The sequence below is a fragment of the Verrucomicrobiota bacterium genome (genome assembly GCA_016200005.1).
GTDB lineage: Bacteria > Verrucomicrobiota > Verrucomicrobiia > Limisphaerales > PALSA-1396 > PALSA-1396.
On the sequence record JACQFP010000003.1, the window covers coordinates 81,634 to 98,068 of the forward strand.

Annotated in this window: 11 protein-coding genes and 1 pseudogene; 1 reads left to right on the forward strand and 11 read right to left on the reverse strand. The window is 58.3% G+C overall.

What is annotated here, in order from left to right; genetic code table 11:
• Positions 1 to 104: 104 nt before the first annotated feature.
• The 7 genes from HY298_01005 to sulP all read right to left on the reverse strand — a co-directional run bounded on the left by HY298_01005 (position 105) and on the right by sulP (position 9,454).
• Positions 105 to 1,580 carry a hydrogenase 4 subunit F gene (locus tag HY298_01005; protein MBI3848859.1) on the reverse strand — a complete coding sequence of 492 codons (1,476 nt, stop codon included), beginning with the start codon at positions 1,578 to 1,580 and terminating at the stop codon, positions 105 to 107.
• Positions 1,577 to 3,052, reverse strand: coding sequence for a hydrogenase 4 subunit F (locus HY298_01010; protein MBI3848860.1), 1,476 nt, complete (start codon positions 3,050 to 3,052; stop codon positions 1,577 to 1,579). Before HY298_01010 ends, HY298_01005 begins: the two co-directional genes overlap by 4 nt.
• Position 3,053: 1 nt before the next feature.
• A complete protein-coding gene (locus HY298_01015; GenBank protein ID MBI3848861.1) occupies positions 3,054 to 3,725 on the reverse strand; it encodes a hydrogenase in 672 nt (223 codons plus the stop codon).
• Positions 3,726 to 3,979: 254 nt separating this feature from the next.
• A complete protein-coding gene (locus tag HY298_01020; protein ID MBI3848862.1) occupies positions 3,980 to 4,924 on the reverse strand; it encodes a respiratory chain complex I subunit 1 family protein in 945 nt (314 codons plus the stop codon).
• Positions 4,921 to 7,041 carry a hydrogenase 4 subunit B gene (hyfB, locus tag HY298_01025; GenBank protein ID MBI3848863.1) on the reverse strand — a complete coding sequence of 707 codons (2,121 nt, stop codon included), beginning with the start codon at positions 7,039 to 7,041 and terminating at the stop codon, positions 4,921 to 4,923. The genes HY298_01020 and hyfB overlap by 4 nt, the downstream gene beginning before the upstream one ends.
• A complete protein-coding gene (locus HY298_01030; protein MBI3848864.1) occupies positions 7,031 to 7,411 on the reverse strand; it encodes a hypothetical protein in 381 nt (126 codons plus the stop codon). Before HY298_01030 ends, hyfB begins: the two co-directional genes overlap by 11 nt.
• Positions 7,412 to 7,609: 198 nt before the next feature.
• Positions 7,610 to 9,454 (reverse strand): sulfate permease, encoded by a 1,845-nt coding sequence (sulP, locus tag HY298_01035; protein ID MBI3848865.1) that lies wholly within the window; start codon positions 9,452 to 9,454, stop codon positions 7,610 to 7,612.
• 134 nt (positions 9,455 to 9,588) lie between these two features.
• Between sulP and HY298_01040 the strand changes: the two genes are divergently transcribed.
• Entirely contained in the window at positions 9,589 to 11,364 is a 1,776-nt protein-coding gene (locus HY298_01040) for a phosphoenolpyruvate carboxykinase (GTP) (GenBank protein MBI3848866.1), read from the forward strand.
• Positions 11,365 to 11,450: 86 nt separating this feature from the next.
• Here HY298_01040 and HY298_01045 read toward each other — a convergent pair whose 3' ends face one another.
• From HY298_01045 to HY298_01060, 4 genes and pseudogenes are all read right to left on the reverse strand, one after another.
• The gene (locus tag HY298_01045; protein MBI3848867.1) at positions 11,451 to 11,672 is read right to left on the reverse strand and encodes a hypothetical protein; all 222 of its coding nucleotides are present in this window, start codon (positions 11,670 to 11,672) and stop codon (positions 11,451 to 11,453) included.
• Between the two features lie 164 nt (positions 11,673 to 11,836).
• On the reverse strand, positions 11,837 to 12,784 hold the full coding sequence (locus HY298_01050; GenBank protein ID MBI3848868.1) for an aspartyl protease family protein: 948 nt from the start codon (positions 12,782 to 12,784) through the stop codon (positions 11,837 to 11,839).
• A 105-nt stretch (positions 12,785 to 12,889) separates the two neighbouring features.
• On the reverse strand, positions 12,890 to 14,485 hold the full coding sequence (locus HY298_01055; protein ID MBI3848869.1) for a hypothetical protein: 1,596 nt from the start codon (positions 14,483 to 14,485) through the stop codon (positions 12,890 to 12,892).
• A 207-nt stretch (positions 14,486 to 14,692) separates the two neighbouring features.
• Positions 14,693 to 16,048: pseudogene (locus tag HY298_01060) on the reverse strand (alanine--tRNA ligase).
• Positions 16,049 to 16,435: the final 387 nt, after the last annotated feature.

Here is a 16,435-nt window from a genome sequence, read left to right on the forward strand (position 1 = left end):
GGGGCGTTCTTGCCGCACGGAAAGCGGCGACAAGTCACCGCAGTCCAGACGCTGACGCGCGGTTCGCGAGCACCATGCGAACCCCATTTGCTCGGTGCTTGAGTTCATGGCGAACCTCCGACGATCTGTGCGGTCCGTTGCACAAGTTGATGGAGCGGCCCCGGCAGCCACCAACCCAGCGTGATGATCGGCACGGCCACCAGCACCATCGCGCCCAGTTTCCACGGACATTCAACAGCCACACTGGGTGCGTCGTGTCGCGGTGCGCCAAGATTCATCTTCGCCATGTGCACGAGGAAGCCGGTGAATATGGTCACCACACCCGCGATGAACAGGAACGCCAATCCGCTCCGGTCCGCCGCCAGCGCCGCGCTCAGGGCAATGAACTCGCTTTGGAAAATACTGAGCGGGGGCGTGCCGGTTACGGCCAGCGTCGCCATCAGGAACAGCCCGCCCGTCCAAGGCAACGTGCGCATCACGCCGGTGACATTCCGGAAGTAAGGCGTCGCATAATGTTGCTGGACATTGCCGGCGCAGAAGAACATGAGGGGCTTGGTCACGGCGTGAAAGAGCATGTGCAACGAGACACCCAGCGCGCCGAGTTTGCCGCCGAAGCCCAGCGCCGCCACCATGATACCCGCGTGGTCAATGCTCGAATAAGCCAGGATGCGACGAAAATTCCGTTGCGTGAGAATGAACGGCGCAGCGACGAGAATCGAAGAGACGCCGAATCCCGCCAGTAATTTGCCAGGGAACTCGTGGCCCAGACATTTCTCCGCCAGCACATCGAAACGGATGATGCCGTAGAGAGCGCAGTTGATGAAGCCCGCGCCGAGCAACGCCGCGCTCGGCACTGGTGCTTCGGCGTAGGCGTCGGGTTTCCACGTGTGCATGGGCGCAAGGCCGGCCTTGGTGCCGTAGCCCAGCAGCACGAGAATGAACGCCAGCCGCATCGCCCGCTGGTCGAATTTTTCCGCGACTTGCACCAGGACACTCCAGTTCATGCCCTGATGTGTGTCCACTCCGAGCACATCGACTGCGGAATAATATGTGATGACGGTGCCGAACAAGGCGAGCGAAATGCCGACGCTGCCGATGATGATGTATTTCCAACCCGCTTCGAAAGAAGTCTTCTGATTGTAGAACGTCACGAGCAACACTGACGCCAGCGTGGTGCTCTCGATGGCGACCCACATCACGCCGAGGTTGTCGGCCAACGGCACGAGCAGCATCGACGCGACGAACAGCGGCGTGAGCACGTAATAACGTCGCAACTGCGCTTCCGTGATGCGGCCCGCACGCACGTCCTCGCGCAAATAGCCGACGGCATAGATCGCGCAGGCTAGTGCGACGAACACTGTGAGGCCAATCACCAAGGCGCTCAGAGCGTCGGCGCGCAGGAAACCACCGAGGGCTGAAACTGCGCCGTGTTGCAACACATCCGCGCCCACCAAGAACGCGAGCGGGACGAGCAGCAGGAAGGCGAGCAGGTTCGACCGCTCCCACCAAACGCGCGTGCTGGTCACCAGACAAAGCAGACCGCCACAAACTGGAATGAGCAGGAGAAGCGGAAGTGTCATGGTTTCCCTCCAATGATTCCCGCCGCTTGGCGCATCAATTCGAGCAGCGGCCCCGGTAGCCACACGCTGAAAACCAATAACGCGCCAAGCAGCAGCGCCATCGCTGCCAGTCCGTCGGTTGGGCGCGCGTCGCTGGTGCGCTCGCGCTGCCGCGCACCCAGCAGGATGCGCGTGAGCTGTTGCAGGATGCCGCAGAAACACGCAATGAGCGCCACCAGCACGAGCACGCTCACAGCCACTTTGCCTGCTGCGATGCCCCCGCTGATTACGGTGAGTTCGCTGAAGAACAAGCCGAAGGGTGGCAGGCCCGCCGCCGCCATGGCGGCCAGCCCCATCAACAACACCGTCACCGGGAGCACCTTCACCACGCCCGATCCGATGAGGCGGAATTCCAGAGTGTGAAAAGTTTGATGGATGTTACCCGCGGCGAAAAACAGCACCGGCTTGGTCAGCGCGTGATAGCCCATGTGAAGCAGCGCGCCAAAGATGGTCACGGACGTGTTCATGGCGATGCCGACACAAATGAGGCCGACGTGTTCGAGACTCGAATAAGCCAGCATCCGCTTGAGATTTCGTTGCACGAGGATGAACGGCGCTGCCAGAAACATGGAGAACAGTCCGAAACCGAGCAGCAGGTGACGACTGAACGCGGAGTCAACGCATGCCGTGGTCAGAATGTGAAATCGCAGCAGCGCATAGAGCGCGATCTTCAGCGACACCCCGGAGAGCATGGCGCTGGTGGGTGAAGGCGCTTCGCTGTGCGCGTCGGGCAGCCAGGTGTGCATGGGCGCCAGACCGGCCTTGGTGCCGTAACCGACGAGCGCGAAGGCGAAGGCCAATTTCACCAGCCGGGGGTCAAGTTCATGCGCCACGCTCATCAGGTGCGACCAGTTGAAGCTGGGCAACCGTTCGGTTTGGTCTTTGCTGGCGGCGGCGTAGAGCAGCACCGTGCCGAACAACGCCAGCGCCAGTCCCAGGCCGCCGAGCATGACGTATTTCCACGCTGCTTCCAACGAGGTGCGGCGATTGTAGAGCGCCACCAACAACACCGACGTCAGCGCCGTGCCTTCCACCGCCGCCCACATGACGCCGAGATTGTTCGCCAGCACGACGAGGAACATCCCGGCCGCAAACAACGGCGTGAGCACGAAGAATTCACGCACCCGGCCCGTCGTGACAACGTTGGCGGCGAGGTCACGCTGAAAGTAACGCCCGGCGTAAAGCGACGTCGCCAGCGACACCACCGAGATAAGCAATACCATGAACGCGCTCAATGCATCGGCGCGAAAAAACGCATTCCACTCATTGACCTCATCACGCGCCAGCACTTCGAGGATCAGACACACGCCCAGCACCAGCGTTGCTGCGAACGCGAGCACGTTCAGCCCTTGCATCGCCCGCCGTGACCGAACCAGCAGACAAAGCAGGCCAGCGGAAAGCGGAACGATGAGAATCGGCGCAAGCAAGCTCATTTCATCCCTTCAACTGGTTGAGCTTGCTGGTGTCCATCGAAGCGAAACTTTCGCGGATGCGATAGACCAAGATGCCCAGCACCATCACCGCCACCATCACGTCGAAGAAAATTCCCAGCTCGACCACCAGCGGCATGCCGTAGCTGGTGAGTGCCACGGCCGCGAGCATCACGCCGTTTTCGATCGTGAGCAGCGCGAGGACCTGCGTGATGGCTTTGCGGCGGTTGATCATAAGGAAGAAGCCGGTGAGCAGGAGCGTGATGGCAACGGCCAGCGTGTTGTTGCCCAACCGTTCGAGCGAGGTGAACGGGCGCGCGACGACGTAGCCGAGCAAGGTGAGTCCACCGCAAACAAGCATCGAGGCGGGCGCATTGAGGAGCGGTTCGATTTCCTGGTGGATTTGAATGCGGCGCACCAGGCGGTTCAACAGCCAGGGCAGGAACAAGACTTTGCCGATGAACGTGAGCACGGCGACAATGTAAACATGCCCGGCGTGATGCGCGTAAGCAACAACGGTGGCGATGCCCGCGAGCAACAACGACTGGATGGCGAACAGCCGGATGTTCGTGAACAACATGCGCTGCACGACCATGAGCAGTTGCACCACGAGCATGAGCGCCGCCATGAGCGTGACGAGTTGCGAGCTGATTTCAATGGTTGAAAGTAGGTTCATGGTCGAGTGTTGATTATCATGTCGTCACGAAACAATGGGAAGGCTGGCACACGCGAAGCGTTTGGAGTGCTCCGACTTGTCGGCGCTGTTAAGCGTGCGTGATGAGCGAAGCGCAGGGAACACAGTTGGGAATCGTTCGCCAAACGAAAGCGATGACAAGTCAGCGCACTCCAAACGCTCGCGCGCGGACGATTGTGCCTGCCCGCGATTCGCGTTGGCAGCGCCGATTGACGGTATTTGCGTCGGGTTCATGTTCATTGAAATAGAAATGTGGACAGCAACGCGAGCGTCGCGAGCACAAACGCGGCGCTCAACAGGTCGGGCACGCGGAACAGACGCAGCTTGGCGTTGGTCGTTTCGACCAGCACAACTGCCGCCGAGAGCGCCAGCAGTTTCAATCCGTAGAGCAACAGGCTCAGACCCAGCGCAGCAGGCGTTGCTTCACTCGCGATGCCGATTGGGAAAAAGACGTTCACGAGCAGCGTCATCAACACGAGTTGTTTGATCGACGCGCCCCATTCCATGAACGCGAGGTAGCGGCCGGAGTATTCGAGCAGCATCGCTTCGTGGATCATCGTTAACTCAAGGTGAGTGGCCGGATTATCAACGGGAATGCGACCGGTCTCAGCCAGCAGCACGATGAACAGGGCGGCGAATGCCAGCGCGTGCGTCGGGTTGAGCAGCTTCCATGTCGGCCCTTGCGTGGCTTGCACGATCTGGCTCAGGTCGGTGGACCCGGCAGTGATGGCGACGGTGAAAATCGAAAGCATCATCGCCGGCTCGGCGATGGCCGAGAGCGTCATCTCGCGACTGCTGCCCATGCCGCCGAAGGCACTGCCAGGATCGAGTCCGGCCAGTGCGAGAGCGAAGCGCCCGAGCGCGAGCAAGCCGATGACCGCGAGCGCGCCGCCGAACAGGCTCAATGGCGCTTGCGTGGTCAACATCGGCACCATCAGACCCACGAGCAGCGACGTGATGAACACGGCATAAGGCGCAAACGAAAACACCCAAGAGGCGTGCTCGGAAATCACCATGTCCTTGCGCAGAAATTTCAGCACATCGGAGTAAACCTGCCAGATTCGTGGGCCGCGACGGTTTTGCAGTTTGGCCTTCCAGTTCTTGATGACACCGCTCACCAGCGGCGCGAGCAGGAGCAGCAGAGCCGTTTGCAACAGCAGAGCGAGCGGGTCGAGGTTCATAACGCAAACAAGAGCAGAAGCAAAAGCGTGACGAAAATGTAGATAAGATAAGCCTGAAGGCTGCCGGCTTGCAGGGCGCGCATCCGGCGGGAGACGCGCAGGACGAGCCGGTTCAGCGGGCGGTAGATGCGCGTTTGAAAGACTTCCTCCACGTGGCTCTCAAATCGAATCGTCTTGGCAAAGTAGGGCGAGAAGTCGTAATCGCGTTGCACGTCGCGACGCGGCCGAAAGAGCGCCTTGAAAACCATTCGAATCGGTTTTGAAAATCCAGTGGCCGTGTATTCCATCTGCGGCGTTAATCCGGGCTGACCGCAGGCCCAGGTCGGTCCGATGCGAGTCTTCGACTTTCTCGCGCAGAACAGCCACAGCCCGAAAGGCACGGGCAGCAGGCACACCGCCATCAACGTGAGGCCGAGCGTCGAGACGGTGCCGCCCTGCGAATCCACGCCCGCGAGCACCAGACCGTTGGTCACGCTCAACTGCGCGCTGAGTTGTACGCCGGTGAGTTGTTGGGTTACCGGGTCGAGCAGCTTCAGGAACACGGTGGGGAACAAGCCGAGGAACACGCAGGCCGCCGTGAGAATTGCCTGGCCGAGCAGCATCGTGAACGAGGCTTCGTGCGCGTGTTTGGCGTGCTCGCTGCGCGGTTGCGCGAGGAACGTGATGCCAAAGGCCTTCACAAAACACGCCGCCGCGAGCGCACCGGTCAGGGCCAGCATCGCGGCGCTCAGAGGGAACATGAGCCGGATGAGGCTCGGCGTCGTGCCGAAGCCTTGCAGCAACGATTGGTAAGTGAGCCACTCGCTGACAAAACCGTTGAGTGGCGGCAGCGCCGAAATCGCGACCGCGCCGACGAGAAAAAAGAAAGCCGTCCAACGCATCCGTTTCGCCAGTCCACCCATTTCCTCCATGTTCCGCGTGTGCGTGGCGTGCAGAACCGCACCCGCGCCAAGGAACAGCAGGGCCTTGAACACTGCGTGGTTGATGGTGTGATACAGCCCGGCGATCAGCGCCAGCGAGGCGAGGAGGGGATGGCCCGTGTGCAGAAACATCAACGCCGCGCCGAAGCCCATCAAAATGATGCCGATGTTCTCAATGCTGTGATAGGCAAGCAGCCGCTTGAGGTCGTGTTCCATCAGCGCATAGAGCACGCCCAACACCGCGGATATCGTGCCGACGGTGAGCACGGTCACACCCCACCAGTTCGGCGGCGTGCCGAGAAAGTCGAAAAAGACGCGTGTCAGACCGTAGATGCCGGTCTTGATGATCACGCCGGACATGAGCGCGGAGACGTTGCTTGGCGCGACCGGGTGCGCCGCCGGCAGCCAGATGTGCAACGGCACGATGCCCGCCTTCACGCCGAATCCGACCAGAAACAACAGGAACGCGGCGTTGCGTCGGACGAGGAGCCGGTGAAGAACATCTGGAAAATCTGGATTGTTCCTGTCATGGAAGACAGCAGACATCTTCTCGCCGAGTGCGTGAAAGCCATCGAATCCATAACCGCCAGAAGCTTGAAACAGCAACAGGAAGCCAAGAATGAGGCAGCCCGTGCCGATGTGCGACATGACAAAGTAAAGCACGCCGGCATTGCGGGTCTCTTCGTGCTCGTGTTCGAAGCTGACGAGGCAGTAAGCCGTCAGCGCCATGATTTCCCAAGCGATGAGAAAAAAGAAAGCATTATCGGCGACAAACACCAGCGTCGTGGCCAGCAGCAGCGCATTAAAGAACGCGCCGAGCACCCCAACGCTTTTGCGCCCGTAAAACCCGCGCGCGTAGCCCAGCGAATAAAGCGACAGGGCCAGGCCCAACGTCGAAACGATCAGCACGAAAAACGCACCCAAGGCGTCGAGCCTGACGCCGAGGCTCAGGTAAGGAATGAGCGACGGCCAAAGTTCAAACGTCGGTGACACCCGCCCTTGCTCCACCGCCAGCGCCAGCACCGCGGCCATAATTCCACAGAGTGCCGCGAAGCTTGCGCTGCCAAAGGTGACGTAATTGGCCAGCTTTTCCTGTCGCACCACCAGCAGACTCCCCAGCATTCCGACGCCATAGCCGCACAGCGCAATTTTCAGGAACAGTGCGGAAGAAAGTATCTCCGCAGTTTCAGGCGGCATGTGAAGGAACTTTGCGTTTGCGCAGTTTCTGCGCGGGTTTCGGTGCGACGGAGCGGTGGAGGAATTCAGTGCCTGCCTCGTCGGACAAACAGAGATAGCGGCCGCAGTTTCCGCACAGTTGAATATCCTGGCCGTGCAAAATGGTACTGATCACGCCGATGGGCACGCGCATGTGACAGCCGGTGCAGACCTGGTTGCGGACAATGGCAACTCCCTTTTTGCCGCGCACACTGAGCCGGTCGTAATGGTCGAGGACCGGGGCCGGGATTTTGGCGCGCAATTCAGCCGCGAGGGTCTTGGTGTTCTTGTCGGTGGCTTCGCCAAATTCGAGCGATTGAAGTTTCAGGAGATTCTGCAGTAGAGCCTTCATTCCAAGAGAACTGGTCATTGCATATTGGAGGAAATTCAGCAAGGCATTTCTTTGAAATGGCAACTGATGAAATTCATAAGCAAACTCGCTGGTGAAATTCCGCACTGTCGAATCGTCAACAAAGTATGCGGCGCAGGGTCCATTGCTCGAAAGTGCTCAACCGCGAATGGGCTTCACTTTCGCTTGGGGCGTCATCACTCATGGGCGAGTCTTGGCCTTCACTGCCTCGGACTTGCCTGCTCGAAGCGAATCCGAACCCGTCCCGCTGTTCGATGGCGCTTTGAGCACGTCCTGAACTTTTTCCAGCGCCCTGGTCAGTTCCTTGCGCGCTGTTTCCAGTCTTTGCTTTTCCTCGTGGTGCGGGTCGCTGGGCGTCGCGGGCGGCAGGCCGAGGATTTCGCGCGCGCGCGCCAGCGAAAGTTCAATGTCCGCGCAAACGTTATCCTTGCCCAGCCGGTCCAGAAAACCCGCCTTGTCCATCACGAGCAGCGGTTGCGTGTGCGGCCCGCTCAAAATGAGACGCTTGCCCTTGCGATGCAGCCGCTCGTAAAGATCTTCCAGCGCGTTGAGGCCCGTGGCGTCCATGGCCATCACTTTCCTCATGCGCAAGATGAGCACGTCCGGCTCCTGCTTCTCCCGTTTGAGGACGCTCTCCAGCTTGTCCGCCGCACCGAAAAAGAACGCGCCGAAGATGCGATAGACCATCACGCCTTTGGGAATCTCCTTCCCGACCAGCGAATGATGCGAACCTTCCGTTTCGGTGCTTTCGTCCACCGCCATGATTTGCGTGGTTTCCGACGCCCGTTTGATGAAGAGCATCGCGGCCAGCACCATGCCAATTTCGACGGCGACGGTCAGGTCAATGACGACCGTAAGGAAAAACGCGACCAGGAAGACGGCCGTGTCGGAGATCGGCCACTTGGGCAGGCGACCGAAATTGTGCCATTCGCCCATGTGCAGAGCCACGTTGACGAGCACGGCACTCAGCGTGGCCAGCGGGATGAACTTCGCCAACGGCGCCGCGACCAAGATGATAAGCAGCAGGGTCAGCGCGTGAACGAGGCCCGCCACCGGCGAGCGAGCGCCGCTTTTCACATTCGTCGCCGTGCGGGCGATGGCGCTGGTCGCCGCGATGCCGCCAAAGAGCGGGCTGAGCATGTTGGCGATGCCTTGGGCCATCAATTCTTGGTTGGAGTCGTGACGGTCGTCCACCATGCCGTCGGCGACCACGGCACAAAGCAGCGACTCGATGGCTGCGAGCAGCGCGATGGTCATCGCCGGCTGGAAGAGGTGCTGAATATTATCCCATGAGAACGCTGGGATGTGCGGCGCGGGGAGGCCTTGCGGAATGCCGCCGAACTTGCTGCCGATGGTTTCCACGGGAATCTGGAACAGCGCCACCACCAACGTGCCCGCCAGCAGCGCGACGATTGAGCCGGGCACGCGCCGCTGCCAGGTGGTGGGCCAGAGCTTGATGATGGCAAAAGACGCCGCGGCCAGAGCGAGGGTGGACCATTGCAACGTGTTCAAGTGTTCGATCAACACCTTCATCTTTTCGATGAACTCCGACGGCACTTTGTCCACCTGCAACCCGAAGAAATCCTTGATTTGGGAAGTGAAGATGAGCACGGCAATGCCGCTGGTGAAGCCCATCGTTACGGGATACGGGATGAACTTGATCATCGTGCCCAGCCGGGCCACACCCATCACAAACAAAAACACGCCGGCCATGACGGTGCACATGGCCAGATTGTCCAGGCCGTACTTCACGCCGATGCCGTAGAGGATGACGATGAACGCGCCGGTCGGGCCGCCGATGCTGACCTTCGTGCCACCGAACGCCGAAATGATAAACCCGGCAATGACGGCGGTGAAAATGCCCGCCTCGGGCTTTACGCCGGAGGCGATGGCAAACGCCATCGCCAGTGGCAGCGCCACGATCCCAACGGTAAGACCGGCGATCAAGTCGTGGCGCAAATCTTGCGGGGAGTATCTCTTAAGGGTGTCCGCCAGCTTGGGGCGGAACAGAATGCCGAATTTCATGTCGCTCGTTTATCCAATAGATCAATAAACCAACTTTTTCAGAGTGGATACTCACTGAACAATCGTCAAATACTTATTCGACTGGATTTTCGAATTCACCCACCCAAGAATGGCCGCGTCACGGCAAAAAAATTATGAAGATTTCCACACTCGGCGCGGGTCTCATCCGCAACCAAACGGTTCTTGCGTGGGTCGATGAGATGGCGAAGCTTTGCCAGCCGGACAATATTTTCTGGTGTGACGGGTCGGAAGTGGAGCAGCAGGCCTTGACCGCCGAAGCCGTGGCCAAAGGTATTCTGATCCAGTTGAATCCGGAGAAGCTTCCCGGCTGTTACTACCACCGTTCCAACCCGAATGATGTCGCGCGCTCCGAACAGTGCACCTATATCTGCACTCCCACGCAGGAGGAAGCCGGACCAACCAACAACTGGTCGCCGCCAAAGGAAACGTATCAGAAGCTCCACGGACTTTGTCGCGGCGCCATGCGCGGACGGACCATGTATGTGGTGCCGTATTTGATGGGGCCACCCGGATCGTCACTCGCCAAGGTGGGCATCGAACTGACCGATTCACTTTACGTGGTGTTGAGCATGCGCATCATGACCCGCATGGGTGCCATCGCCTACGAACATCTTGGCGACAGCCAAGACTTCAACCGCGGACTGCACTCCATGTTGGATGTAAATCCGGCGCGACGTTTCATCTGCCATTTTCCGCAGGACAATACGGTGATTTCGGTCGGGTCAAATTACGGCGGCAACGTGTTGCTCGGCAAAAAATGTCTGGCCTTGCGCTTCGGTTCGTACTTTGGACGCAGGGAAGGCTGGATGGCGGAACACATGCTCATCCTGTGCGCCGAATCGCCTCAGGGCGAAAAGACCTACGTGGCGGCGGCTTTCCCGAGTGCCTGCGGGAAGACCAATTTCGCCATGCTGATCCCACCGGCAGAATTCAAAGGTTGGAAAGTCTGGACAGTTGGCGATGACATCGCGTGGATAAAACCAGATGCCGATGGCCGGCTCCATGCCATCAATCCTGAAGCGGGTTATTTCGGTGTGGTGCCGGGCACCAACAGCAAATCAAATCTCAATGCCGTCAAGATCATCGCCCGCGACACGATTTTTACCAATGTGGCATTAACGCCCGACCTTGACGTGTGGTGGGAAGGAAAGGACGGCGAGGTGCCGGCGGAATGTTTGGATTGGAAAGGCAACCGCTGGACCCCGGCCTCCAAAGAATCAGCCGCGCATCCCAACAGCCGCTTCGCCGCGCCCATGACCAACAACCCGATGCTTGCGCCGGAAGTAAACGATCCGAATGGCGTGCCGATCAGCGCCATCATCTTCGGCGGGCGACGCGCCACCACAATGCCGCTGGTCTATCAGGCCTTCAACTGGATTCACGGTGTCTATGTCGGCGCCACGATGGGCTCGGAAACGACCGCCGCCGCCAGCGGTGCCATTGGCCAGATCCGGCGCGACCCGATGGCCATGTTGCCGTTCTGCGGCTACAATATGGGTGATTACTTCCGACACTGGATCCTCATGCGCCGGTCACTCAAGAATCCACCGCGTGTTTTCCATGTGAACTGGTTCCGAAAGGATGCGAACGGAAATTTTCTCTGGCCTGGCTTTGGCGAAAACATGCGCGTGCTCAAATGGATCGTGGACCGTTGCCGCGGCCGGGCGGACGCGGAAGAAACGCCGCTCGGCTGGGTGCCGGGCGCCCGAGCGTTTGATTTGACCGGCATGAAGGATTTTTCGCTGGAAACCCTCCGGCAATTGCAGACCATCGACACCGAGGAGTGGCGCAAAGAGGTTCTTTCCCAAGATGAACTGTTTATCAAACTTTACTCCCACCTTCCCAAGGAATTGATCTTCCAGCGGGAACTGCTCGTCTCGCGGTTGTAACCACCAGCAACAAGAATCCTGACCAAACCGAACCAACAAAAATCCCCGCACGTATTGTGTGCGGGGAGATTCAGAAGGGCGCCTGATTAATTGCTGGCCAGCGACATCGCCTTCGGACTCATCAACACCTTTTTGGCCACCGTCGCCTTGCCGGCGCTGCAACAAGCCGCTTTATCGCTGCAATCAGCCTTGGCCTGGGCTTTGGCCTTGTCGGCGCACGCTGCTTTGTCCTTGCACGCCTTGCCTTCGCCCGCTTGGACTGCCACAGCGAACGCCGTCACCATCAAACATACGATTAGTTTTTTCATAATATTTCGATCACCAACGAGTTAAGGTTTAGTCTCAGCACTGTAACCAATCAGACGCGGAAGTCAAAGCTTCGTTCAACTTTTCTTGGCCGCCCGTCGGCGCCGCATTTGCGCAGATTTACCATAGGGCGAAAAACGACCCGAACTCACTTCCATGCAATGATTCATTTCGCCAGTTTCAGCGGCTTCAGCCAGAGTTTCAGGCTGCGGCAATCAATGAAGGCGCTGTTCAACACAAGTTGATCCAGGCCCATGACACCATCCACGTCTTGCAGTTCTCCTTTGGGCCCGGCGATTCCCCAGTCACCCATCTCGGCGACGCCAAATTCCGCCCGCATGGCTTTGATTTCACCCAGTTCGAGCGACTTGAGCCGGGTGACGGAAACGCGATGCTTCCCAATTTTTCCGAGGCCTGCCACCTCCCAAGCAGTCACGCTGGGCTGCAGATGCAGACGTTGCACTTGATGCTTGTCCACCATGCTCCAAGTCGCACCCGTGTCCACCAGCAGTTTCATTGGTTCGCCATTGGCCTTGGCGGCGCACGTCATGACAAGGCCGGGCTTGAACTCAAGGTTCACCGGCTGAAGACCAAACCGGCGCAGGCTTTCATCCAAAGCCTTCTGGCTCGGTTCCGGCAATGCGCTGCCGCGGACATAAAGCCGACCGTCGCGACAATCGAGCAGACAAAAGTTTCGAAATAGAAAATCCGCTCCGATCATCACCGATGCCAAACTCCCATGCCCCCCAAAATCGAGCGTCTTTACACGGGCCGGTTGGTTGAGGAACTGTGCGGCGCCCAACTTCAAGTGGTCGATGACGACGATGTTGGACCTGTTCACCGTGCCGAGAAAGCTATCTTCGAGTTCTGCGCCGAGTTCGCCAAGTGACTTGAGTTTCTTGGCGGCCGATTTATCGACGCACGTTACGGAACAGCCGGTGTCCACCCAGCACACTCTCTCCGTGCCGTTGAGTTCCCCGTGGATCAGTAGTTGCTTGGTTTCTTGTTCCCTGGTGAGAACAAGCGCTTCGTAACCCAGATGCTTGAGATACTTTTCCAAGCCGGGCCGAAACTGTGTCTCGGCCAGCGCATCACGAAGTGAGAAGGTCAACATGAAAGCTGCGATCCACCAGACCGCTGAACGGCGGGAGCAGCAGCAGCCTTGGAAGCAGTTTGAGTATGTCGTCATCGTCCAGCAAAAGGGGCTTTCCAATTCGGCCTACAGAAGCAATCTAACTTTGGCAAGCGCCTCATCCAGCTTGGCCGCGTCTTTGCCGCCGCCGCGGGCGTTGTCGGCTCTGCCGCCGCCTTTGCCGCCCACAACCGGCGCGATGGCCTGAATGATTTTGCCGGCTTGAACCTTCGCGGTGAAGTCAGGCGAGACGGTAGCGATGAGGGCTACTGCGCCGTTCGACGCGCCGCCGAGGATGACGACACCTTTGAAGCGGCCTTTCAAAGCGTCGGCTGTCGCTTGAAGAAATTCGCCGTCCGCGTCGCCCAGGTTGTGCGTGATCACTGGAATGCCATTCACGGCCTGCGCCGAACCAAGCAATTCACTGGCGGCATTCGATGCGTTGCGTTGCATCGCGATCTCCACCTGCTTCTCGAGTTGCTTCTGGTGCGCGAGCAGCGATTCGATCTTTTTGTCCAACTCGTGGATGGGCGAGTTGACTTTGCCCGCGAGCGACTTGATTAGCGCTACTTCGTCGGTTGCTTTGCGGTAAGCTTCAAGTCCGGCAATGGCTTCGATACGGCGCACTCCAGCGGCAATCGCGTTTTCCCCGACGATGCGGAACAGGCCGATCTCGCCGGTGGCGCGCGTGTGCGTGCCGCCGCAAAGTTCCATCGAGTAACCATCGAGCTTCGCCGCGTGGCCGCCGATTTGGACGACGCGGACGGTATCGCCATATTTGTCGCCGAAGAATTGCATCACGTCCTTGCGCGATTTCACGTCGGCGTAGGGGACTTCCGTCCACGAGACGCCGGCGTTTTCGAGGATGCGTTCGTTGACGAGCTTCTCGATGTCGGCAACTTGCGCGGGCGTGAGCGGCGCGCTGTTGAAGTCGAAGGTCAACTTGTCCGGGCCGACGAATGAACCCTTCTGCACCGCTTCCTTACTAACGACTTCGTGCAACGCCCAGTGCAGCAAATGCGTGACGGTGTGGTGGCGCTCAATTGCCAGACGGCGACGCACATCAATCATCACGGAAGCGTGTTCACCGGCCTTGGGAGCTTCATCGCCTTGGATGAAATGCAGCCAAGTGCCGCTCACCATTTGAGTGTTTTCCACCAGATAGATCTTACCAGTGCAAGTTATGTCGCCGGTGTCGCCCACTTGCCCACCCATTTCTGCGTAGAATGGTGAATTATCCAAAACGACAGCATTTTTTCCTTTGATATCTACGACTTCCAAAACTTTCGCAGAAGCATCATGTGAATCGTAACCAATGAAACAAGTTGGATCTTTGGTTTCGATTTCTGAAACCGCAATTACTTCTTTCTTCTGAGCGGCGCGGGCGCGGGCGCGCTGTTCTTCCATCAACTTTTCAAACCCTTCCTTGTCCACGGTCAAACCGCGTTCGCGCGCCATCAACTCGGTGAGGTCAAGGGGGAAGCCGTAGGTGTCGTAGAGAACAAACGCCGCGCGTCCGGGAAAAGCAGAATTCCTCATGGTTTGGTTTTTCGTAGTGACAAACAAATCTGCCGCGCAAGTAGTGACATTTTTCCAAGTGAATTCATCCGAACCCGTAATGACGTCTCCAAGAGTTTGAACATCATAACGGAATCGGTTCAGGTGCTTGGCCAATGTTTCCATGTGGCTCGGCTCTCTTCCGAAAAACTTAAAAAAGTCCTGATGAAGAATTCGTCTGGTTTGATCGAAGATTGTATGTAGTTCATTTTCTTCCGACTTGATATACTCTTTAACCCGCGTTCCTGCGGCTAATGCCGCATTGGCGCGTTTGTTTAATGGTTCGATGCGAGGCAATACGCTGTTGCAGACTTCAACCAGCTCCTTTCGACGGGCCAGCACCTGTTCAAAGATTTCGATTCCTCCATCCAACGTTTTGTTAAACGCCTCTTCCTCACGCTGGATGACTTCCTGCACATGCTTTTTCTTGACGCGGATTTCCGGAAAGACGTCACCCATCGTTTCGGCGAGCACGTCCACGAGTTTGTGAAAGAAGGGTTCGTGGAAGCCGAGCGTGCGACCGTAGCGCACGGCGCGGCGCAGGATGCGGCGGAGTACGTAGTTGCGGTCGGTGTTGGCGGGCTGGATGCCGTCGGCAATCGCAAAGCTCAACGTGCGGATATGGTCGGCGATGACGCGAAAAGCCACATCAGTTGATTGTTGAGAGTTGATTGTTGAGAGATCGGAAGGAGGAAGCGTCGAGGCGTATTTCTTGCCGCTGAGTTTTTCGATGGCGTCGAAGATGGGGCGGAAGATGTCAGTTTCGTAGTTGGAAATCTTTGCGTTGGTAAAATCGGCCAGGCCTTTCGTGCCCTGAATGATGCTCGTGACGCGCTCGAAGCCCATGCCGGTGTCCACGTGCCGGGCGGGCAGCGGCGTGAAGGTGCCGTCCGGGTTCGCGTTGAACTGGATGAAGACGAGATTCCAGATTTCGATGCACTCGGCTACGCCTTTGTTGACGAGTGCGCCGCGCGTGTCTCCGGCGGGCGTGAGGTCCATGTGGATTTCCGAGCACGGACCGCACGGGCCAGTCTCGCCCATCATCCAGAAGTTGTCCTTCCTGTTGCCGGGGATGATGTGGACTTTGGGGTTGAGGCCGGCGGAGGTGAACTTCTTCGCCCAAAACATCGCCGCTTCCTGATCGGCAACCTCAAACGGTGAAGCATCAGCACTGGGGGAAATAAAATCCGGCGAGGTCATGGCCAGCACGAGGACTTGTTCCATCTCGTTCCGCCATTGGTCTTCCCAACCGGGCTGCCCCAGGTACGGACAGAACACGGTGGCGTATAACCGACCCGGTGGAAAATTCCATCCTCTGACCACCAACTCCCACGCCCAATCAATCGCTTCCTTCTTGAAATAATCTCCGAAGCTCCAGTTCCCCAACATCTCGAAGAACGTGTGGTGATAGGTGTCGAGGCCGACGTCGTCGAGATCGTTGTGTTTGCCGCCGGCGCGGATGCATTTCTGGGTATCGGCGGCGCGGGTGTCACTGCGGGGAGTCGCGCCCGCCCAACTGGCGACATCAGGTTTTTTCTGGCCGAGAAAGATCGGCACGAACTGGTTCATGCCGGCATTGGTGAACAGCAGGTTCGGCGAATCGGGCATCAGCGAAGAGGACGGGACAATGGTGTGCTGCTTCGACCGGAAGAAGTCGAGAAACGACTGGCGGATTTGTGTAGATGTCATCACTTCAATTCAGAATCCTAAATGTAAAATTCAAATGCCGCATCGCTGCGCTGGAACGCGGTAGTTCAAGTTCAAGCTTTAACGTGTGCGTGCCCTGCTCCGAACAGGACAAGCACGCGCAAGCGTGCAATCCAACAAGCCAGGGAGTTTAGCCCAATGCAGCGTTGCTAGGCGAGTTAGAAGTTTCAGCTCAGATCCGGTGAGGCGATGGCAGTGTTGCGAGCCATCGATGAATGAGTTTCCGTTGGAGAAATTTCCAAAAGTTGTGGACGGCGGGGGGTGGAAAAAAGGCATCCTGAGGGGGACAAAAAAACCTGCTGCCATCACACGATGGCGGCACAACCCTCAGGACACCTATGGAACAGAAGAATGTAGTCGGTCTGGAAA